Source organism: Uliginosibacterium silvisoli, assembly GCF_036017035.1.
Classification (GTDB): Bacteria; Pseudomonadota; Gammaproteobacteria; order Burkholderiales; family Rhodocyclaceae; genus Viridibacterium; species Viridibacterium silvisoli.
Genome location: NZ_JAYXHS010000002.1, coordinates 947,893 through 970,117 on the forward strand (window position 1 = coordinate 947,893; position 22,225 = coordinate 970,117).

Here is a 22,225-nt window from a genome sequence, read left to right on the forward strand (position 1 = left end):
CAGATGAGCGAAATCAGCCGTGTGGCCTTGTTCGGCAAACTCAACAGCCTTGCTTACAAGGCCATAGAGGGTGCCACTGTCTTCTGTAAATTGCGCGGTAATCCCTATGTTGAGCTTGAGCACTGGATACAGCAGATCATGCAGAACCAGGACTCGGATCTGCACCACATCGTGCGTCACTTCGAGCTGGATGCAGCCAAGCTGGCTGCCGACATGACGGCTGCGCTTGATCGCTTGCCGCGCGGCGCGACTTCGATTTCCGATCTGTCTACACACCTTGAAAATGCTGTTGAGCGTGGTTGGGTGTACGGCTCGCTGATGTTCAAGGAATCGCAGGTACGCACGGGCCACCTCATCGTCGGCATGCTCAAGACGCCGAGCCTGCGCAACGCACTGGTGGCCATTTCGAAGCAGTTCGAACGGATCCGCCCCGACACGCTGACCGAAGACTTTGCGAAGATCGTCAGTGCTTCGCCGGAAGAACAACTCACTGCACGCGATGGCTCTTCGATGGGCTCGCCGGGTGAGGTCAGCGACGCCATGGCGCCAGCGCAGATGGGCAAGCAGGAAGCGCTGAAGAAGTTCACCACCGACCTCACCGAGCAAGCGCGCAGCGGCAAGATGGACCCCATCGTGGGTCGCGACGACGAAATCCGCCAGGTCGTCGACATCCTCATGCGTCGTCGCCAGAACAACCCCATCCTCGTCGGCGAGGCGGGCGTCGGCAAGACGGCTGTGGTCGAAGGCTTTGCCCAACGCATCGCGCGTGGCGACGTGCCGCCTTCGCTGAAGGAGGTGTCGCTGCTGGTGCTCGACGTCGGCCTGCTGCAGGCCGGGGCTTCCATGAAGGGCGAATTCGAGCAGCGCCTGCGCTCTGTCATCGATGAAGTGCAGGCCAGTACCAAGCCCATCATCCTGTTCATCGACGAAACGCACACCCTCGTCGGCGCTGGCGGTGCTGCCGGTACCGGTGATGCAGCCAACCTGCTCAAGCCTGCGCTGGCGCGCGGGCAGCTGCGCACCATCGGCGCGACGACTTTTGCCGAATACAAGAAGCATATCGAGAAGGATCCGGCACTGACCCGTCGCTTCCAGACCGTGCAGGTCGACGAGCCTGATGAGCCGAAGGCGATCTTGATGATGCGCGGGGTCGCGTCGACGATGGAGAAGCACCACAAGGTGCAGATCCTCGATGAAGCGCTCGAAGCCGCCGTCAAGCTGTCGCACCGCTATATTCCCGCACGCCAGCTGCCAGACAAATCCGTGAGCCTGCTCGATACCGCCTGCGCGCGCGTTGCTGTGAGCCTGCACGCCACGCCGGCCGAAGTCGACGACAGCCGCAAGCGCATCGAAGCGCTCGAAACGGAGCTGGGCATCATCGGCCGTGAGAAAGCCATTGGCGTCGATATCGGCAACCGCGAAGTGGACACCACTTCGCTGCTGGCAGCAGAGAAGGAACGACTCGCTGCGCTGGATGCGCGCTGGGCTGAAGAGAAGGGCCTGGTCGACGAATTGCTGGCCTTGCGCGAAAAACTGCGTGCCGGCATCCAGCCTGTCGAAGGTACGGGTAGCAATCTCGAAGCGGCCGCAGCGGAAGCCGCGCCTGCAGTTGCGCCCGCCGCACCTGCCATGAGCGATGCCGAGCGCACCGAGCTGCAGACCCAGCTGCGCGCTGTGCAGGACAAGCTGCATGCGCTGCAGGGCGAGTCTCCGCTGATCCTGCCGACCGTCGACTATCAAGCCGTGGCCGCCGTTGTGGGTGACTGGACCGGCATTCCGGTCGGCCGCATGGCACGCAACGAAATCGAGACCATCCTCAAGGTTGCCGAGCATCTGGGCAAGCGCGTGATCGGTCAGGACCATGCGATGGAGATGATCGCCAAGCGCATCCAGACCTCGCGTGCTGGCCTAGACAATCCAAGCAAGCCGATCGGCGTGTTCATGCTGGCCGGCACTTCCGGTGTGGGCAAGACAGAGACGGCATTGGCCTTGGCAGAAGCGCTTTACGGCGGCGAGCAGAACGTCATCACCATCAACATGAGCGAGTACCAGGAAGCACATACTGTTTCGACGCTCAAGGGTGCGCCTCCCGGATATGTCGGTTATGGCGAAGGTGGTGTGCTGACCGAGGCCGTGCGCCGCAAGCCTTATTCCGTGGTGCTGCTCGACGAAGTGGAGAAGGCGCACCCGGATGTGCACGAGATGTTCTTCCAGGTGTTCGACAAGGGCTTCATGGAAGATGGCGAAGGCCGCTTCATCGACTTCAAGAACACCCTGATCCTGCTGACAACCAATGCGGGTACCGATCTGATCGCGGGCATGTGCAAGGATCCTGACCTGATGCCTGATCCGGAAGGCATGGCCAAGGCGTTGCGCGAGCCGCTGCTGAAAATCTTCCCGCCTGCGTTGCTCGGTCGCCTCGTGGCGATTCCCTACTATCCGCTGTCGGATGCAATGCTGGGCGAGATCGTCAAGCTGCAGCTGAACCGCATCAAGAAGCGTGTCGAGACGCGTTACAAGATTCCATTCCAGTATGGCGAAGACGTGGTCAAACTCGTCGTATCGCGTTGCACGGAGGGCGAGTCGGGCGGCCGCATGATCGATGCGATCCTCACCAACACGATGCTGCCGGACATCTCACGCGAGTTCCTCAATCGCATGATGGAAGGCAAGGAAATAGGTGGTGTGACGGTAGGCGTCAACAACGCCGAGTTCTCCTACACCTTTGCTTGATGATCGAGCTTGGTCGCCAGCGTCAAATAGCCTGAGGGGATAAAGGATGAACTATCAGGAGTGGAAGGACCGCACCAACCGCGGAATATTCAAGCCTCGCAGCCACGAGCTGCAAGCAGTCGATGCCGAATTCAAGAAGATTCAGACGATCAAGGACATCTCGGAGTTGACGGCCTTGCGCAAGGCTCTCGACAACTGGAAGAAGTCGCAAGGGCCAATGTGGCGCAACAGCAGCCGCAACCATGATGGTGCCGTCGAAGAGTTGGACAAGCTCATCAACGGTAACGCCGCGACTTTCAACCAAGCGGCTCTGGCTGCCCGCCTGGCACAGGCGAGACAGAACAACGCGGGTGTTCAGGTCAATCAGGTCGTGAAACAGAAGTTCGGCAACAACGATCCTGATTTTGCCGGCGTGGAATTCGAGTGGCCTGTCGTATTCAAGATCATCAAGCGAGGCACCGTCGTCGAAGTGAAAGTCAGCATTGGGGGGAGCATGAGCGACGGGACGTATTTCCCCGAGGAAGAAAAATCGGCCTTCCGCACGCACATCCTCACGGCCTGGAACGTCGCGACCGTGATCGTCGAGGAAGCACCCAATCGCACGCGTTACTACGATCTGATGTTTGACCTGGAATGGGTGGATCCCGGATCGCCGCAACCGAAGTACATCGTCGATGTGCATAAGCTGCACGACCGCGACAATATGCGTGACTGGACGTTCGGCAATCGCGAAGCCTGTATCCATGAGTTCGGCCACATGATCGGTTGCCCGGATGAATACAACACGGTGTCGCTGCAAGGGTTCGGTCAAGTCATCCATGATGCTGCGATGTACAGCCAGGCTGGCTACACGACCAACAGCATCATGAACAATCCGGGATCCTCAGGACGGATCCATGATCGCCACTTCAGCTTTGTTGCGCGTCATTGCAGACAGATCATGAAGGCGCCAACCGAAATCAAGATTTTGCGCAGAACTGGCCCAACCGATGTGGAGGAGGTCAGGCAACTGATGGTAGCGGCCGCCCATGGCCGGCGACGTGCTCTGGGATTCGATGACGACTAATCGGGCCTGGTTTGCCGCATGACTATTTGCGGCTATCACACAGATACCTCTGTCATGACTTTCCGTGGAGTTTCCGAACGATCGGTCTGACGGGTACGGCGCGGTTACTACTCACTACGTGAGCGAGCTTCTCTCCCGAAAAACCTCTCAACAGGGGGAGGTGAAATATCGACGGACTTTTCAATGACCACTTTTACCGTTTACTGCCATGGCACCGGCTTCAACAGCGTCAAAGGGCGCGAGAAAGATGAACTCGTTGCCTGGTTCCACGACCACACGGCGGGTAACTGTGTGAGCTTCTCTGGCTCGCTGGTGAAAGCCGGCAGCTACATGATCAACGAAGGGCCGGGTCACGGTGGCAAGGGCGGCATCGCTCTGCCACAGCAGATCAACCCCATGACGGGCAACGAGAAGACGTCGCGCACGCTAGGCCAGCGCGCGAATCCATTCTCTTCCCCTTCATTTGCTGATCATGCCCGTGGCAACACTGGGGGCAAGACGAAGTTCATGGCGAACATGAAGGGTAATGTCGATGGTCAGGGTTGGGACGAGAATGTGCTGCGCACGGTCAACATCATCCAGGACCTGAAATTCGAGAAAGGCCAGGACATCGACCGTGTGAACCTGGTCGGCTGGAGCCGGGGTGCAGTGACCTGCATTCGCATCGCGCACTTGATGCACGAGGTTTTTGGCACGTCCATCGAATGCAATATCTTTGGTGTTGATCCGGTTGCCGGCAAGGATGCCGGTTTGACCATGGAGGACACTCGCATATTGCAGCCCAACGTTCGCCGCTATGTCGCCGTGCTGGCCATGCATGAGATGCGCAAGACCTTCAAGCCGCAGGACTGGAGCCGCATGGCGATGGATCCTGAGGTCACGACGGCTGTGTTGTTGCCGATGCCCGGCGTGCATGCTGCACAGGTCATTGCAGGTACGCCGGTCGATGCTGCGCATATCACCCGCAATCTGGCGGCCGGCTGCTTGCGTGCCTGGGGAACGCCACTGACGGGTACGCCTTACAACCACCTGAGCACACCGCAAGACATGTGCGAGGCTTACGGGCGACTGGTCTTGTCCTTGTCCGAACATGCGAAGTACCAGACTTCAGGGCTCAAGAACCGCATCATCGGCATGGGCTTGCGCCGTCGTGACTTTGCCAAGCATTCGAAGATGGACACCTATACGCGCGGCGGCAAGGAAAGCTATTGGGTAAATGAACACCATCGCGCCTGTTTTGCGGCTGCATTCCCGGGCGCCTATCAGACCATTTTCGAGAGTACCGGCAGCGGCGAGGCGCCTCTGAAAAATGTTGATCCCGTATTGTTCCGTGCCATGGCGAACCGCAACGGAATCCGTGCGTCATTGATGGCCAAGGGCTTGCTGGTCGATCACCCGGTTTACACGGTCGAGATTGGCGGTGGGCGCTACGGGCATGAGCTGGCCGCTGTGCCATGGCCGGCCTTCTTCCCGCTGCACGCCTGAGCAAGTAGGCCGGATCAGGTGGCAGCGGAATCCGGGACTGATTCTCCGATCCTGTTTTCGCGTGATGGGAGAGTATTTTTTCATTCCACAACAAGCGAGTGCTATTGCCATGCCGAATTTCTTTTCTGCCCTGATCGGGTCACGAAGCAACACACCCAACGAAAGTATCCAGCAATCCAACTCCAATACTGTAAAGGGCTATAGCGGGGAGGGGAGGGCGACGGGAAATATCGATAGTGAGATCGTCGCTGAGATCAGCAAACTTCTTAAGGCTGGTGCGTCCGTCAAAATTCGTCACAAGTATCGACACTTCACAGCCAGGCCGGGGCTGACAGACGTTCACCACAGTCAGATTTTCGTTGAGAACACTGGTGGTGACGTATTGTTTAACTTTGGCTTGTGGACTGATGACACTTCGAAAATCATGTTCGAGCAAGACATACAAGTTAAGTACTACAAAGACAGCACAACCTACGCGCCAAATCCGGTAACCGTAACCCCGCAGAAATTTCTGGAGGCTTTCCTCGCTACCCGGCGCAAGTGTGGTCCCGACTACAAGCTCCTGCACAACAACTGCCAGAAATTCGCGCGCTTGTTCATGGAAGAGCTTGGAGCCAAACACACTCGCCGAAAGTTCTTTCTCTGAGTGCGGACAAAAAAGTCAGAACGGAGCTTGATCCTCTCTGCGGATTATTGAAATTCGCAAGCGGCCTCGGCTACTGTCCTGTCGGAGCTTTCAGGTAACAACGTTGCTGAGTCGTGCTCGGATCTCTAGACAGCCCAGCGCTGCATGAGTCATCTGGGCATTCATTGATCACAACAATCTGTCGCAAAAATAAATCCAGAACGACTGCCAGAAACAACCAGTCTTGGTGGGGGCGGATGTAGGTTATGTCGGTCACCCGGACCGTGTTTGTTTTTTTGACGTCGAGCTCCCGTCGCGGATGGTTTGGTGACACCTTGGTAGTGTTCTCAGTGTGGCCGAGTAGCTCCGAGGTAGCCCAAACGGGCCGCTCGCTAGCTCGTCACTGCAGATCAATGACTGTTCTACACAGAAAATTCGTAAGGTTCTGACGATGCGCTACAACGACGCTGGTTTTCTGGAACACACGATCGGCATGCCGATTACGCACATGAACGCTTTCCTGAACGTGGCGCGTTCGCAGAAATGCGTGATCTTGGTACGCGCGACCGGACCTACCTGTCATGGTCTGCTGGCTGAAGGCTACGACACCAAGGGTTACCGCATTCACGGAAAGTCTTGCGATTGGGGGCCGATGGCCGGCTTTGTGATGCGCGATCCGCGTCTGAACAAGTACGGTCTTGGCAAGGCTGAGTTCAACCGCGAAAAGCACAAGGAAGCGCTCTACGATGACCATGAAGGGCAGGGCTGGAAGGCAGCGACCACGCCGCTGATCATCTCCGAGCAGCGTATCGACTGGCTACGTAAGAACGGTCACGTGCCCAATCTGCGTGTGATGGGATATGGCTATCGCGGTCGCGCAAGTCGCGCTGGCGTGACCTTCGACTACGCCTTGGTGCGAAAGCCCGGTGGTCTCTATGGTGTGTGCTTCGATCACACGCAAGGCGGGCCAAAGTGGGTTCAGGAGACGGGTCTTCCTGCGGGCAAGTACCAACCTCTGGAGCCAATGCTCGCAATGACCAATCCGCCGGGGCATAGCGGTATCTCCTCTGTGGTGCTGGAAGTGATGCCGCACCTGCGAGCGATTACGGGCGACTACGATCTGTTTGCGGTATGGCCTTATGTCGAGGACTACGATGCCCGCGTCGGCGCAGCGGATCATCGTCCCCTGGGAACCGTGAAAGGGCGCCCCGGTGCAGAGGGGAGGAACGTGGACTACCTGGAGCGCAATTTCACACGCGGTGGTCAGGGTACGAAGCTGGGCAACATCACCAATCGTATCTACACGCTATGCCAGTCGGTTAACTCCATTGTGGGGAGTACGGTGCTATGGCATAGCGACGAAGCCGCCAGACCGTATCTGACCGATGTGGACCTGCCTGTGATTGCGTTCAACCCCGCGGGCACGCATTTCGGCCTCGAAACAATAGAAGACTTCAAGGTGTTCATCGCGGCCTGTGATCAGGACGGCATTTACGTGACCTTGTCGAACGCATGGGCGCAGGATGTCGTCGCGGGGAAGCCCAACCGGCTTGGTGCCGAATATGGCCGCTATGTACCCGCAGATGGCGTCAGGGTCATCGTGCCTGACTGGTACAATCGCTGAAGCCGGATCGCACACAATGCGTGCGCTTCGCTGGCCCGGAAATAGACCGCACCTCTGCGCGGTCATGAGCTTCAGCGGATAACAGTTGTGACCTCTTCCAGTTCCCCGACCTGTATGGCTACCGCCGTATAGTTGTCCGCGTTTTCCTTGGCGCTCGATTCGACGCGCTGGGCCATGACTTCCAGCCATTCTTTGGCGGACGTCGCGTCTTCGAGCATTTCTTCCATGACGTGCTCTTCGAGGTACTCCCACCAGCCATCGGTGCACATCAGGAACAGATCGCCTTCTTCGACGAGGATGGGAGTGCCGGAGACACTGATCGTCATCTCGTCGTTGCTGCCAATGGCTGAGGTCAGCATATTGCGCTGCGGGTGGGTGCGGATGATTTCCTCGTTGCCGTAGCCTGCATCGATGAGTTGTTGCACGAGGCTGTGGTCTCGCGTTTGCAAGGCAATCTTGCGGCGACGGAACAGGTAGATACGCGTGTCGCCAACATGCGCCCAGACAGCCTGGCGGGTACCGGCGTCGATCAGCAACACGGCAACCGTCGCGTGCATGTCGTCACCTTCCGGATTGCGGTGTTTGTGCTCCATGACGGCGGAATGTGCACCTGTGGTCAGATCGGTGACCACTTGTTCGCTGACTTCGGGCTTTGCTTCGAACTGCGTCAAGGTGGTATTGACGACCAGTTGCGAAGCGACATCTCCGCTGCCATGACCGCCCGCGCCGTCTGATACGACCCAGCAACACGCAGTGTCAGAGGTCCAGTAACCGCATGTGTCTTCGTTGCGCTTGCGTTGACCTGTTTGCGATGTGTAGGTGGTTTGAAGTGCCAGCATGTGCGTCTCGTAACGTCTCAGTTGTGCTGTTGCAGATTGCGAACTTGCGCCTTGCAGGCGTTGAGGAGTTCCTCGCCGAATCGGGCATGAAAAAGGTCTTCAGCTTCGCGTGAAATGTCGGCATGGCCCTGTTCGAAGAGCTCCCAGAGCTTGCTCTTGCGCTCCAGCGCGGAAGTCATTTCAGGCAAGGCATGATCTGTCAGGCGCTTTTCAATATCTTGTGGTGTCAGGCCGGCCAGCACGGAGGCGAGCGCCCGCTGCATCGCGCGGCGCATGATAATGCCCATGTGATGCGGCCGCATGGCGCCCGTGGTTTCCGGCGCAGGAATACCCATGCCCAGACACAGCGCCGACAGCAGCGCGGCGTAGTTCTCCGTGGGCTTCTCCGGCGTCAGCTCACGTGCATCAAGGAGTATGGCCGGCGTTGCAGCTTCAGCCGTGTCGACCTCCGGCTGCGGGGTGTGGAGCGGCTCGTAGAGCCCGGCAGTCGCTGCCGGATCGTGTGGTGTTGCGGTCTGCTCTTCCGGATCGTCGAGATTGTCGAAGTCGACGTCCATGTCGAAGCTCGTGTCCGGTTCGGCATCTGCGGGTGCAATTTTGGCCGCCGCAAGTATTTCGCCGAGCGATGCACCGGTGAGTTCGTCCGGGTCCAGCAGGATCGGCGGCACGAGGTCCTGAGACGGCATGGGGTCAACGGCGCGCATGGGCAAGGTGTCGCCGCCATTCTTCGCCGCAGTACCGATGGCTTTGACGCGTAGCTTGTAGTCGCAGAGTTCGATGATGTCGCCGTCGTACAGGACGCGCGACAAACCCTTGCCGACACGCAGGCTATTGACGACAGAGGGGTTTCCGCCCTGATCCACGAGGCTGAATTCACCGTCAGCAAATATGATCTGCGCCTGCACACGTGACAGCACGCGCGTGTCATCGGGCAAGGTCAGGTTGCAGCTTTCGCGGCCGATGCTGCCACCGTTTTCATCAAACATGTAGGCGAGCGCCGCCGGGGGCGGTGCGCCTTTGTATTGAAGGACGGTAATGCGCAGCAACACTCGTGTTCTCCGTAGTCGAAGTAGTCGCGATGGTTGTCGTGCGAGTGGCTGAAGTGGCCGCAGATGCCTCTTGGTTCCGTCTGCGGCGGGACCAGCCTACTTGCCGAGCAAGTTGTCGAGATCCTTGTTGAGACGTTTCATGTATTCGCGCTCGGAGTCCGGCGCTTTCTTGCTTGGGCTTGGCGTGGCTTGCGGCGTAGCTGGCTTTGGGGCAGGCACCGTCGGTTTGACGACGGGCGCTGGCGCCGCTTCCTTGGTGATGTTTGCCACGCTCAAGGCGAAGTGATCAGCACAGCTGGCGGCGGCGCATTGTGGCGTGCCGAACAGGCTTGCCAGGCCATCCGTGGCGAGCTTGGCCTCGAGCACGCCGCGTTCGACTTGCAGGAAGTCGCCGTCACGTGCAAAAGGCGTTTTCGAAAAGTCGCGTGGCTTTTCGGACGTCATCGCTATGACGCGCCAGGTACCCAAAGGCTCGCGCGCTGCGAATTTCGCGCTGTCCTTGCGCGGGATCGCGAAGCTGCCATTGGCCTTGATCGCGTTGTCGGCATCCTTTTCGCTGGGCGTCAGACGATAGATCTTGTCCGTCGCCTGATCCCACAGGAACAGGTAGAGCAGGCTATCGGCCTTGCTGTAAGCCGTCAGCTTCAGGTCGCTACCCACGGTGATCGTGGCAGGGGTGTCCAGTGTCGTCGTGAAGCGCGGATCAGCCGCGGCAAGTGCGCCGTCGATGGCCGCCGTCAGACTCGTGAAGCGCGGCACGGGCGCCGGGGTCGCGACCGGAGGCGGCGGCGCCTTTACCGCTGGCGTGACTTGTGGCGCAGCGATCGTTGCCGGGCTGGGTGACGCCGCTTTTTTCTGTGTGGCGTAGTAGGCCGCACCACCCGCTACGGCAGCCACAACGACCGCAGCGCCAATGATCAGAGGCAGCTTGCTGGCTTTGGGTTCGTCCGCGTGATCGGTTGCAGTGGCGGGGACCGGTTTGGCGACCGCCTTCGGCGCCGGCTTTGGTGCCGGTTTGGGCGCAGCACTGGGGGCGGCGCTAGGCGCTGCGACTGGTGGCGGGGCTACTGGCCTGGCCGGTGCGTGATGAGCGGGGGCTGCTGATGTCGTGGTGAAGCCGATGGCTTCCCGCATGGCGGCGATACTTTGCGGGCGATCTTCTGCCTTGACGTTAAGGCAGCGGTCGATGCCTTGCAGGAATTGGTCGCTATAGCGGCCCGCCATTTCGCTGAGCATCAGCGGCTCATAGCTGTCCTGCATCATGCGGCCGACCGCAGGTGGCGGCTTGCGGTTGAGGATCATGAAGTAGACCACGGCAGCCAGCGCGTAGACGTCGGTCCATGGGCCTTGCTTCATGCCCGGCATTTCCGCGTACTGTTCGATCGGCGCGTAACCCGGCTTCAAAATCACCGTCAATGCCTGTGTCATGTCGCTGATGACGCGCCGTGCTGCGCCGAAGTCGAGCAGCACAGGACGGTCACCCGCGAGCAACATGATGTTGTCCGGTGCGATGTCGCGGTGATAGATCTGTTCTTCGTGAATGATCGCCAGTGCATCCATGACCGGCGACAGGATCTTGCGGATCCAGGCTTCCTCGGGCGCGTCGTCGCGCGCCCGCAGTGCGTCCTGCAACGTCTGACCGCTGTAGAAGGGCATGACCATGTAGGCCGTGCCGTTGGCTTCCCAGAAGCGGTAGACCTTGACCAGCGCAGCGTGATCGAACTGGGCGAGGATGCGCGCCTCATTGACGAAGCTGCGCAGGCCGATGCCGAAAGTTTCCCGATGGCGTTCCGAGCGCACTGAAACCGATGCGTCGTGACCACGCGAGGCCAGCGAGGCCGGCATGTATTCCTTGAGTGCCACCTTGCGGTGCAGGGAGTGATCCTGCGCAAGATAGACGATGCCGAAACCGCCTTCGCCGACCAGGTCGATGATTTCGAATTCGCCCAGCTTGGCGCCGATCGGCAGCGCGTTCTGATGAATCGCTGACTGTGCTGGCTGGGGAGTGGCAGCGCCGAGAATTACGGTGCTATTGGCGTCGCGTTCTTCAGCCACCGTGTGGTTCCATTCTGGAGGTCATTGTTATTGTGCAGAGCCCATATCCTGTCATACCGGACTGTAGACGCTCGGGAGGCTTTTCATCAAGCGTGCAACAGGGCACAGGCCGGCGCCGACAGGCTGGCCGGAAGGTGTGCTGGCCAGGTCTGTCGCTGCGGCGTCAGCGCTCGCAAGCGCCCTTGAACCAGTTCTTGATGTCCGTTGCCGGGATGACCTTGCCTGCGTACTTGTCGATATTTACGTCAAGCGCGCAACCCTGTTGCTGGCAGTTGTAGACCAGTTGTATTTCCAGGGTCTGGGCGCGACAGCCGTACTTCACGCCGATATTCCTCGCCAGCGCACCGTCGCCCGAGCGTAGCCAGGAATACACATTGCCTGCTTCCAGCTGGGAGTTTGCATCGACCTCGAAAACCGATCCCTTGCCCTTGGCGTCTTTCTCCGTCGCCATGGTCTGCCATTTGTGGGGGAACAAGGTGTCGTTGAGGACGCCGTTGACCACCGTTGTCGCGCAGTCGGTGCCTTCCTTGCGCGTGCAATCACGCAGCTCCTTGGCCACCATCGGGATCGCCAGCAGTTTGGCGTGATCTATCGATTTGTCGCCGGCCCGACCTGCTTGTACCTTGCCGGCGTTGGCTTCCGCTACCGCAGTGGTCTGCTTTGCGACCTTCTCCACCTCGGCGCTTGAGGCTGCAATGGTGGGCGTGAAGAACAGGCGCCCCGAGTCGGTTTGCTTGTCGTCAGCGAAATCGCCTTCCCAATAGTCACCGTTGGTCCAAGTGTAACGGCCCTGACCGGATTTCTTGCCGCTTTTCCAGCTGCCTGCATACAGATCGCCGTTTTTCCAGCGATACAGGCCTTCGCCTTGTGCTTCGCCTTTGACGAACTCGCCCTCGTAGCGATCCTGGGAGGAGGCATAGGTCTTCACGCCTTTACCCTGCGGCAGGCCATTGCTGATCTGTCCGTCATATTGATCGCCGTTGGCAAAGCGGATACTGCCGCGGCCCTCTGGTTTGTCCGCTACCCAGTCTCCGGCGTAGCTCTGGCCGCCGACCCAGGCGTACTTGCCTTGTCCGGTCTTGATGCCAGCCTTCCACTGACCGCTGTAGCTGTTGCCGCTTTTCTCCGTGTAGGTGCCTTCGCCGTCGGGGAGACCCTTGCTGATCTGTCCTTCGTAGCTGTCGCCGTTGGAGAATTGCTTCTTGCCACGGCCATCCGGCACGCCGCTCTTCACTTGCCCCTGGTAGCGATCGCCGTTGGCGAAGACCATGCTGCCTTCGCCTTCCGGTGAATCGTCGCGCCAGTCGCCGTTGTAGGACTGGCCGTTGGCCCACTTGAACAAGCCCTTGCCGTTGCGCTTGCCGTTTGCCATGTTGCCATCGTAGGAGTTGCCATCGTCCCATTTGATGTGCACTTCACCGCTTGCGGCATAGCCCTTGCTGCCCGATTCCGCGGTTGCGGCAGTGCCGGCCGGCGCTTGTCCGGCAGGTGGCGGGGCGGTCGCGGCGGGGGGCTCTTCGTTGCGGGCGCTGGCAATGGCCGGCGGCGCAATGACAACTGTCGCAGGTGCGCTGACGCCGCCTGATGCTGGTGCTGTCTGGGTGGCGTTGCCGTCTGCCGGGATCAATGTGCCTTCATGCCGGCTGTTCTTGCAGATCTCCGCATAGCGCTTGAAGTCGCTCGACACCTGCACCGTGCAGCCTGGCAGGCAGCGTCCGGCTTTCAGTTCGGCACGGAATTCAAAACCGCCGGCTGACTCACCTGAATATATGAGATCGCCTTCGCAGCCCTGCGTCTCATAACGGAAGCTTCCGCACAATTTGTCCTTGAGCAGGCAGTCGATCGTGATGCGTGCTTTCCAGCCATCGACTTCGACAAAGCGCCCGCTTTCCAGCGCCGCAGCATGCGCTGTATTGAGGAGCAGCAAGCACGTCGCGCTCAAGGCGAGGAGGGCGCTGACGAGGAAGGCCCGCGAGCGCAGGGACGATGCGGAGCTGAACGAAAATGGTGAGGTATTCAAACTGCGACGACTCCTGTAAGCGGTCATGGCACTAAGTAGAACAGGCAAGTCCGAGCTTGTATTCGGTACGTCAGCTCCGGCGTACAACGTTCTGACGGTAACTTTTGCACTGAAGCAAGGTCAAGCGCTTTGCGGACAGCGGGTGCTGTAGCGGGAGCATATGGCAAGGTGTCTTGCTGATGCCTCCCCGAGCGCCACACCCGGCAAGGGAGCTGCCATAATTGCGGCCGGTTTTGCTACGACCCATGCGCCCCTGCGTGCTGCAATGTTTCCTCCAGCACTATCGACCATCTGCTACAGGATCTGAAACCTGCCGCAGTGCTTGCCCTGTTCCACGAAGCCCAAATTCTACTTTGATTTCAATCTGATTCCGCCTGATATCCGCCGCACATGCACAACGAGCAAGAACCCGATCTGTTTGGCGACGAAGACGTCGCAGCGCCTCCGCAAGTGACTGCGCCCGTTGCGCCGCCACCGCCACCCGAATTGCCTCCAGGCCTGGCAGAGCTGCCCGATGATCATCTGCCGATCGCCGCCTTTGCCGAGCGTGCCTACCTGGCTTACGCCATGAGTGTGGTGCGCGGCCGCGCCTTGCCGCAGGTTGAAGACGGCATGAAGCCGGTTCAGCGCCGCATCCTCTACACCATGCACCGCATGCGCCTGGCCCCGTTGGCCAAGCCGGTCAAGTCGGCGCGCGTGGTCGGTGACGTGATGGGCAAGCTGCACCCGCATGGCGACTCGTCGATCTACGACGCCTCCGTGCGGCTCGCGCAGGACTTCTCGCTGCGCTACCCGCTGATCGACGGCCAGGGCAACTTCGGTTCGCGCGACGGTGACGGCGCTGCGGCCATGCGCTACACGGAAATGCGCCTGACGCCCATCGCCGAGCTGCTGCTCTCCGAGATCGAAATGGGCACGGTAGATTTCGTGCCGAACTACGACGGCGGTGACGAGGAGCCCAGGCTGCTGCCGGCGCGCCTGCCGATGCTGCTGCTGAATGGCTCGTCAGGTATTGCGGTAGGGATGGCAACGGAGTGCCAGCCACACAACCTGCGTGAAGTCGCGGCGGCTGCGCAGATGCTGATCAAGAAGCCGGCTGCGACGATCGATGAAATCCGCAGTGTCATGCCCGGCCCGGACTTCCCTGGCGGTGGTCAGATCATCTCGCCGGATAGCACCATTCGCGACGCCTACGAAAGTGGCCGCGGCTCGATCCGCATGCGTGCGCGCTGGCGTGTCGAACAACTGGCACGTGGTGCCTGGCGCATCATCGTCGACGAGCTGCCGCATGGCGTGTCGACGGCCAAGGTATTGTCCGAGATCGAGGCGGTGACCAATCCGCAGCCGAAGGCGGGCAAGAAGGAGATCAGTCAGGACGAGAAGAACAATAAGGCCTTGTTGCTCGGCGTGCTCGACGCGGCGCGTGACGAAAGCTCGGACAAAGCCGCTGTGCGCCTCGTCCTCGAGCCCAAGACGCGCACGCAGGAGCCGGACGAGCTGATGCGCGTGCTGCTTGCACACACCTCGCTCGAAGCTTCGGTGCCGATGAATTTCACGGCGATTGGCCTCGATGGCCGGCCGGGGCAGAAGGGCATCAAGGCGCTGCTGTGCGAATGGATCGGTTTCCGCTTTGCCACCGTCGAGCGCCGCACGCGTCATCGTCTTGGTCAGGTTGAACGTCGCATCCACATCCTCGAAGGCCGCCAGATTGCCTGGCTGCACATCGATGAGATCATCAAGGTCATCCGTGGTTCGGATGAGCCCAAGGCCGAGCTGATTGCGAAGTTCGGCCTGTCCGAGCTGCAGGCTGAGGACATTCTCGAAATCCGCCTGCGTCAGTTGGCCAAGCTCGAATACATCGCCATCGAGAAGGAACTGACCAATCTGCGTGAAGAGCGCACGGGCCTGATCGAGCTGCTCGAGAACCGAAATGCGATGACGAAGCTGATCCTCAAGGAAATCACCGAGGACGCGAAAAAATACGGTGACGACCGCCGTACGTTGATCGAGGCCGCGGCTTCAGTCTCCAACATCGAAGCGCCGGTGCTCGACGAGCCTGTCACCGTCATCCTGTCGAAGAACGGTTGGGTGCGGACGCGCCAGGGCCACGGTATCGATCCGCAAACGCTCACATACAAGAGCGGTGACAGTGCCTTCCTCGTCGCCGAGGCGCGTACGACCTGGCCATTGCTGTTGCTGGACTCGATGGGGCGTGCCTATTCCGTGCGTATCGCTGACCTGCCGGGCGGGCGTGGCGACGGTGTGCCGATCACTTCGCTGATCGAATTGCAGTCAGGCGCGCGTATCGCGCAAGCGCTCACCGACGATCCGATTGCCGAATACTTCTTCGCCAACTCGGGCAGCTACGGCTTCATCACCAAGCTTGAAGAACTCGTCAGCCGCCAACGTGCCGGCAAGGCCTTCATGACGCTGGAGGACAAGGAAACCGTGCTGGTTCCAACGCGCGTCTTCGGCGAATGGCTTGCTGCCGTCTCCGGCAACGGGCGCTTGCTGTACTTCCCGCGCGCCGAAATGAAGGTCATGGCACGTGGGCGCGGCATGGTGGTGATGGGGCTCGACGAGAAGGAGGAGCTTGTTGCCGTCTGCTGCCCACCGACCGATGCCGTGAAGGTGATCGGTGCTGGCCGTGGTGGCAAGGAAATCGAGTTGGTCGTGAAGGGGGTTGCGCTTGAAGCCTGTCGCGGCAAACGTGCGCGCAAGGGCGGCACGCTCGCACCGAAGGTCAAACCGGTGGGGCTGGTAACGCCGTAAGCCTTGGTTGGCCATGCCTGGCGATACAAAAACGCCCATCATCCCGGCGCCGGGGTGATGGGCGTTTTGTTTCTTGCCCTGGCATCTTGGCCGGGCGGCGTGCGACTTACTCGGGGATTGCGCCGAGTACGTAGCTCACTTGGTTCAAGGGATCCATCGGGCCGATGGTGGCAAACCAGTTCTTGTACAGCGAGATGATTTCTTCGCTGCGATAGAGCTGGGCCAGACCGGTGTTGACGGCCAGTCGCAGCGAAGTGTCGCCGCGCGGGAGTACGATGGCATAGGGTTCGAGCGAGAGTTCATCGCCCAGCAGGACCAGTGAGCCCGGGTCCTTGGCCTTGTTGGCGGCACCGAGCAGCAGCAGCTTGTCGCTGGCGAAGGCATCAGCCTTGTCAGCATCGAACAAGGCGAAGGCTTCATCACGCGTCTTGACGGGGAGGACTGTTGCAGCGATCTGGCGGCGCTTCATCAATTCATTGACGGCACGTTCGTTGGATGTGCCGGCAATCACCACGACCTTCTTGCCGGCGAGGTCCGACAGGTTCTTCAGATTGGTCGTGCGCTTGATCAGCAGCCCGGTCGTCTCGACGAAGATGTAGTTGGAGAAGTCGACGACCTTCAGCCGCGACTGCGTGACGCTGCTGGCACCGCACTCCATGTCAGCACCACCATTGGCCACTGTGTCGAAGCGGTTGTCTGTCGTCACGGGCACCCACTTGATGTTGAGTGCCGAGAGTTTCAGTTGCTGCTGGATCGAGCCCACCACGCGCTTGCAGATGTCGACCGAATAACCGTCGGGTGACTTGTCCGGGGCCGAGAATGCAAATGGCACTGCGTCCGTGCGGTAAGCGATGGTGATGACCTTGTCTGCCGCGATCTTCTTCAGGCGGCCGTCCAGGGCCTGCGCCTGGGTAGCCCCGGCAGCAAACAGCAATGTCGTGGCAATAACAGCGAAACGCAGCATGGGTATGTCTCCGGGGTGGGGGTCGTGACAGAGTAGCTACTTTTCGTGGCAGCGACAATCTTGCATGCGGGCAGCAGACCGATGGTCATCGCGCGCCTGGTTGCGACTACAGCAGGGGGCTGGCCATGCGCAAGGCATTCTCGAGCAAACGTCCCCGGAACGAGCGCGCCGCCCAGGTGGTCGCGTCGAGGCGCCGTGATTGTTCGAGGTAGCTTTGCAGCAGCGCGCGTAACGTCTGTGCAAACTCCGGGTCGTAGATGAACAACGCGATTTCGTAGTTCAGCCACAAGCTGCGCATGTCGAGATTGACGGTGCCGAACATCGACAAGCTGCCGTCGACGAAGATGCTCTTGGTGTGCAGCAGCCCGCCGTAGAACAGGTGGATCTCCACGCCGATGTCGAGCAGGTCGTCGTAGTAGGAGCGGCTGGCGTAGCGGGTGAGGAGTGAGTCGACCTTCTCCGGCACGATGATGATGACCTTGACGCCACGAGCCGCTGCACCGCGCAGGGCGAGGATCATGGCATCGTCGGGGACGAGGTAGGGCGTGGTGAGGATGAGTTCGTCCTGCGCGGCATTGATCAAGGCGATCAGCATCTGCAGCAGGCCGTCTTCAGACAGGCCGGGGCCGGATGGAATGACCTGGATGTCGGCGGGCCCCTCGGGCGGCTCACGGGGCTCCTTGATGCTATCGACGAGCTCCTGTGTCGACGCGCCGCTCTCGAGTAACCAGTCGCCGATCAGTGTCGCGCTGAGTGGCACGACAGCCGCGCCCTCGACGCGAACCATGGCGTCAATCCATTCACCGACACCGGCTTCAAGTTTGAAGTAGCGCGGGTCAACGAGATTCATGCTGCCGGTCCACGCCAGCTTTGCATCGATGATGGCAACCTTGCGATGCATGCGCAGGTCAGTGCGGCCGATAACCGTATGGAATATCCCTGCAGGCAGGGCGGCGCGGAGTTCGACGCCGGCTGCACGCAAGCGGCGGGGCTGATCGCTGTTCCACCACTGGCGGGCACCAAGATCATCAATGAGGACGCGGCAGTGCAGGCCGCGTTGCGCAGCGCGAATAACGGCTTCGAGCACGTCGTCGGCGGCGCCGCCGGGAGCCCAGATATAGAACACCATCAATACGCTGCTTTGCGCCGCATCGATGTCACGGGCAATGGCCAGCAGGATGGCGTGGGTATCGTGAAAGAGTTGCAGGCGGCTGCCGCGCACCGTCGGGCTGCCGAGCAGCTTGCGCCCGAGCCGGTCCATGGCGCGCACTGCCGGCGCGTGGCGCGACCAATCCACATGGGTGATGCCACCTTGCAGCGCGGCGCTGGCGATGTTCCGGTATTCGAGGCGCAGCTTGTCCAGGCGGCGCGCGCGTCGCCGCGTAATGCGCCGTTCGCCGATGAGCAGATACATGATGGCGCCGGCGAAGGGGAAGAGGGCGACGAGCAGCAGCCACGCCATGGCAATGCCGCGCGCCGGGCGACGCATGATGACGCGCAGCGCGATCGTGATGACGATCAGCACGTGCGTTACTTCGATGATGGTCGGCGTGTCTAGCGACAAGGACATGCAGCTATTGTGGCCGGGAAGTGGTGTCCGTGGGAATGCTTAAGGAATGAGGCCGTGCGTGTCCGGCCCGCTGCTCACAGCGGACCACGCAGGAGGTGGATGACGCGCCCGCTGGCGTCGAGATGGGCGCGCTCCTCGGCACATTCGACACCGCCCATGAGAAAGTCGCGGCAGACACCGGGGCGGCGCTCGTAGATCGTGCACAGCTGCGTGTCGCGATCCAGGGCGACGCACCAGCCATCGTCGAGACGGCGCATGACCTCACCCCCCCATCTGTCCTGGCGTGTGAGGTGGCGCGGCACGTCGTCGTCCCCCATGAGGATGACTTCCAGCTGGCAGCAACAGGCCCGACAGGTGTCGCAGGTCAGGCTGGGGTCAGGGCTGTCATCCGGCTCAGGCGTGCTCATCTCGCACCATTACTCTTTGGCTTCGTCGTTCTCGGCCTCGAGACTGGCACGCACGGTGTCCATGTCGAGCTTGCGGACCTGGTCGATGAGTTGCTCCAGCGCGCTGGCGGGCAGGGCGCCTGATTCACGGAAGACCATGATCTGGTCGCGCAGGATCATCAGCGTCGGGATGGAGCGGATGTTGAAAGCGCCGCCCAGACCGCCCTGTGCTTCGGTGTCGATCTTGCCGAACACGATGTCCTGGTGGCGCTCTGAGGCGGCCTCGAAGGTCGGTGCGAAGCTCTTGCAAGGCCCGCACCATTCGGCCCAGAAGTCGAGAATGACGATGGAATTCTGTTCGACAGTGTCGTTGAAATTGTCTTCGGTGATTTCGATGCTGGCCATGGCGATCTCGCTTTGCGGTTTGGGGGAGAGGAATAACTAACTGGAGCAGCTGACTTCCAGACCTGCAGCCCAATCGGGTGGCAGGGCGGCATAAGACTGGTAGTGAGGCTGTTCATCGAAAGGCTTGCGCAGGCAGTCGAGCAAGCGCGCGACCTCGCTGAAATCGCCTCCGCGCGCTTCACGTATGGCTACTTCGGCAAGCCAGTTGCGCAGGATGTACTTGGGGTTGGTCGCAAGCATGCGCGCTTGCCGCGCCCCATCGTCGCTGGCTTCCAGTGCGAGGCGTTCGCGCCATTGCTGCAGCCAGGCGTCGCCGCTCTCGCGATCGAGGAACTGATCACGCAGACCCGCATCAAGCCTCGCATCGCGGGCATTGCCTGAGAGATGGCTCAGCGCGCGGAAAAAACTCGTGTAGTCGAGATGTTGGGCTTGCAGCAGATTGAAGGTCTCGCTGAAGAACTCTTCGTCCCCGGGTTGCTCCGTGTTGAATCCCAGCTTGGCGCGTATCAGTTGCATGAAATGCGATTCGAAAGCGCCGACGTAGGCCTTGTCGATGATGTCGCGCGCTTCTTCGAGCGGGCCCACGAGCGAGCGCATGGCGTGGGTGAGTGCCAGCAGATTCCAGTGGCCGATGCGCGGCTGCTGGTGAAAGGCGTAGCGACCGCGATCATCCGAGTGATTGCAGATGTGCGCTGCGTCGAAGGCTTCCATGAAGCCGAAGGGGCCGTAGTCCAGCGTCAGGCCGAGGATGGACATATTGTCGGTGTTCATCACGCCATGCATGAAACCGACGGCCTGCCAGTGCGCAATCATGATGCCGGTGCGCTGTGCCACGTCGGTCAGCAGCGCCTCATACGGCTTGTCCGAGTCGCGTAATGCGGGGCGGAAATTGTCGATCACATAGTCGGCGAGCTGTTTGACTTCCGCATCGCGGTCCAGGGAGTTCCAGTGTTCGAACGAACCGAAGCGCACGAAGCTGGGGGCGACCCGTGTCACGACCGCTGCAGTCTCCATTGTCTCGCGGCGCACCGGGTAATTGGAGCCGACGACGCATAGCGCACGCGTGGTCGGTATGCCCAGCGCAGCCATGGCTTCGGAGCACAGGAATTCACGAATCGACGAGCGCAATACCGCACGGCCATCTGCGCGCCGCGAGTAGGGCGTTTCACCTGCACCTTTGAGCTGCAGCTCGAAGATGCCGTCCGGCATGCGCACGCCACCCAGCAGATGTGCGCGCCCGTCGCCCAGTTGGCCCGCCCACACGCCGAACTGGTGGCCCGAATAAACCGCTGCGAGCGAGTCGCTGCCGGGCAGGGGGCGATTGCCGGCAAAATACTCGGCAAAACTTCGCGCTGTTTCAGTGTCTGCCAGCGCTTCGATGTCGATGCCCAATAGCGCAGCGGTCTCCGGGCTGGCACAAACGAGGTAGGGCGCGGGAAGGGGCGTGGGCGCAAGCCGGGTGTAAAAGCTCGCGGGCAAGCGTCCGAAGCTGTTGTCGAAGTTCAGCTGCGGTACCCATGCCTCGCTGGCGATGATGGATTCGGAGGGAGCTGGAGGTGTCACGGCAGAAAACCTTTTGCGTGCGCCGTCTGATGGTTGTGGCGATTGGGTGGGGCTGATCCGGCTGCTCGGGCGTCCGCTCGTGAATCCTGCGTGCACGGTGTGTGCCGGCGTTCATTGAACTGGAATGATGCTTGCTCGTTCCAGAGTGTCTGCAGCGAGTGTGCTTGCAGGGCGCTTGACTGCAGTCGCCCAATGATATCGCGCTTTGGAAGGAGGGGTCGCAATGCCATCCATCGGTCAGAATCCATCGCAGACTACCGGGCAGCCTTCATCCCGCCACGCGCTCCGCTCGCGCCCGGCACAGCCGATCGCCCCATCCGGCGGTTTGATCAAGACGCCGGAAGGCAGTGTTTACAAGGGCTTGATGGCGCTTGCAGCGCGCCCCGCGTATGGCGTGACACTGGCGCTGGCGGGCACCATCTCGCATAGCTGGCACACACGCGGCGTGCGTTATCTACCCCTGTTCGGGCTCGATGCCGAAACAACCTATCGTCTCCTGTCCAGTCATTTCCCGGGCATCGGCAGGATGATGGGTGTGGCATGGGGCGACTTGCTGTTGCCACGCATTTTCGAAGAAGCCTTCGCCTTGAGTGATCTGGTCGATCTGCTCGACCAGAATCGCACGGTTGTGGACGAGGACGGCACCTGGTTGGCGCATGCCGTCGCCACGAGCTGTCTCGGCGAGGAGGCGTTGTGGCGTGACATGAACCTCGCCTCGGCGGCTGTGCTGCAGGATCTCCTGCACGATTTCTTCACGACCCTCTCTGCGCGTAATCGCTGCGATATGCCCTGGAAGGATTTTCTGCTGCAGGAACTGACACAGCGGGCAGCGCACCGCCAGTTGCGCATGCCGGTTACTTCGCCCTTGCCCGATTACGCCAGCTGCTTCGGGCGCTGACCGCCAGCGCCGATGCGCTGGTCCGGATATGTCATATGCGTGTCGTGCGGTCATCGCGCTCGTATTCTGGTGAGCGACAAATGGACCGCGTGATGCGTGCGCACGCAGCAGAGTGAAAAACTACTTGTGAAATTTTTCGGGGCGTGTAGAATTGCGGCTCTTCTTCTGACG

16 protein-coding genes and 1 pseudogene are annotated in these 22,225 nt (G+C 60.6%); 7 read left to right on the forward strand and 10 right to left on the reverse strand.

What is annotated here, in order from left to right; genetic code table 11:
• Positions 1-3 precede the first annotated feature (3 nt).
• The 4 genes from tssH to VVD49_RS13950 all read left to right on the forward strand — a co-directional run bounded on the left by tssH (position 4) and on the right by VVD49_RS13950 (position 5,930).
• Complete coding sequence (gene tssH, locus VVD49_RS13935) at positions 4-2,733, forward strand: type VI secretion system ATPase TssH (RefSeq protein ID WP_327599789.1); 2,730 nt, start codon at positions 4-6, stop codon at positions 2,731-2,733.
• 217 nt (positions 2,734-2,950) lie between these two features.
• Positions 2,951-3,799, forward strand: coding sequence for a hypothetical protein (locus VVD49_RS13940; RefSeq protein WP_327599790.1), 849 nt, complete (start codon positions 2,951-2,953; stop codon positions 3,797-3,799).
• A 183-nt stretch (positions 3,800-3,982) separates the two neighbouring features.
• Complete coding sequence (locus tag VVD49_RS13945; protein WP_327599791.1) at positions 3,983-5,284, forward strand: hypothetical protein; 1,302 nt, start codon at positions 3,983-3,985, stop codon at positions 5,282-5,284.
• 109 nt (positions 5,285-5,393) lie between these two features.
• A complete protein-coding gene (locus VVD49_RS13950) occupies positions 5,394-5,930 on the forward strand; it encodes a hypothetical protein (protein WP_327599792.1) in 537 nt (178 codons plus the stop codon).
• Positions 5,931-6,102: 172 nt separating this feature from the next.
• Here VVD49_RS13950 and VVD49_RS13955 read toward each other — a convergent pair.
• Positions 6,103-6,240 (reverse strand): annotated as a pseudogene (locus VVD49_RS13955) (IS3 family transposase); the annotation flags it as partial.
• A 120-nt stretch (positions 6,241-6,360) separates the two neighbouring features.
• On the opposite strand from VVD49_RS13955, the gene VVD49_RS13960 reads away from it, so the two are divergent.
• On the forward strand, positions 6,361-7,533 hold the full coding sequence (locus VVD49_RS13960; RefSeq protein WP_327599793.1) for an anthrax toxin-like adenylyl cyclase domain-containing protein: 1,173 nt from the start codon (positions 6,361-6,363) through the stop codon (positions 7,531-7,533).
• Positions 7,534-7,604: 71 nt separating this feature from the next.
• Here the strand turns inward: VVD49_RS13960 and VVD49_RS13965 are convergent, their stop codons facing one another.
• From VVD49_RS13965 to VVD49_RS13980, 4 genes are all read right to left on the reverse strand, one after another.
• Positions 7,605-8,372, reverse strand: coding sequence for a PP2C family protein-serine/threonine phosphatase (locus tag VVD49_RS13965; RefSeq protein WP_327599794.1), 768 nt, complete (start codon positions 8,370-8,372; stop codon positions 7,605-7,607).
• 17 nt (positions 8,373-8,389) lie between these two features.
• Complete coding sequence (locus tag VVD49_RS13970) at positions 8,390-9,421, reverse strand: type VI secretion system-associated FHA domain protein (protein ID WP_327599795.1); 1,032 nt, start codon at positions 9,419-9,421, stop codon at positions 8,390-8,392.
• Positions 9,422-9,517: 96 nt separating this feature from the next.
• Positions 9,518-11,476, reverse strand: a complete 1,959-nt coding sequence (locus tag VVD49_RS13975) for a serine/threonine protein kinase (protein ID WP_327599796.1) — start codon at positions 11,474-11,476, stop codon at positions 9,518-9,520.
• Positions 11,477-11,639: 163 nt separating this feature from the next.
• Positions 11,640-13,496 carry an MORN repeat-containing protein gene (locus tag VVD49_RS13980; RefSeq protein WP_327599797.1) on the reverse strand — a complete coding sequence of 619 codons (1,857 nt, stop codon included), beginning with the start codon at positions 13,494-13,496 and terminating at the stop codon, positions 11,640-11,642.
• A 390-nt stretch (positions 13,497-13,886) separates the two neighbouring features.
• Between VVD49_RS13980 and parC the strand changes: the two genes are divergently transcribed.
• A complete protein-coding gene (gene parC, locus VVD49_RS13985) occupies positions 13,887-16,268 on the forward strand; it encodes a DNA topoisomerase IV subunit A (RefSeq protein ID WP_327599798.1) in 2,382 nt (793 codons plus the stop codon).
• A gap of 106 nt (positions 16,269-16,374) precedes the next feature.
• On the opposite strand, the gene VVD49_RS13990 is transcribed toward parC, so the two are convergent.
• From VVD49_RS13990 to VVD49_RS14010, 5 genes are all read right to left on the reverse strand, one after another.
• Positions 16,375-17,232 carry an amino acid ABC transporter substrate-binding protein gene (locus VVD49_RS13990; RefSeq protein WP_327599799.1) on the reverse strand — a complete coding sequence of 286 codons (858 nt, stop codon included), beginning with the start codon at positions 17,230-17,232 and terminating at the stop codon, positions 16,375-16,377.
• Positions 17,233-17,338: 106 nt separating this feature from the next.
• Entirely contained in the window at positions 17,339-18,802 is a 1,464-nt protein-coding gene (gene cls / locus VVD49_RS13995) for a cardiolipin synthase (RefSeq protein WP_327599800.1), read from the reverse strand.
• 74 nt (positions 18,803-18,876) lie between these two features.
• Entirely contained in the window at positions 18,877-19,209 is a 333-nt protein-coding gene (locus tag VVD49_RS14000) for a YkgJ family cysteine cluster protein (protein ID WP_327599801.1), read from the reverse strand.
• A 9-nt stretch (positions 19,210-19,218) separates the two neighbouring features.
• Positions 19,219-19,593, reverse strand: coding sequence for a thioredoxin (trxA, locus tag VVD49_RS14005; protein WP_327599802.1), 375 nt, complete (start codon positions 19,591-19,593; stop codon positions 19,219-19,221).
• A gap of 36 nt (positions 19,594-19,629) precedes the next feature.
• Entirely contained in the window at positions 19,630-21,156 is a 1,527-nt protein-coding gene (locus VVD49_RS14010) for a protein adenylyltransferase SelO (protein WP_327599803.1), read from the reverse strand.
• Between the two features lie 223 nt (positions 21,157-21,379).
• Here VVD49_RS14010 and VVD49_RS14015 point away from each other — a divergent pair, with 223 nt between their 5' ends.
• The gene (locus VVD49_RS14015; RefSeq protein WP_327599804.1) at positions 21,380-22,054 is read left to right on the forward strand and encodes a nitrogen fixation protein NifQ; all 675 of its coding nucleotides are present in this window, start codon (positions 21,380-21,382) and stop codon (positions 22,052-22,054) included.
• Positions 22,055-22,225 lie beyond the last annotated feature (171 nt).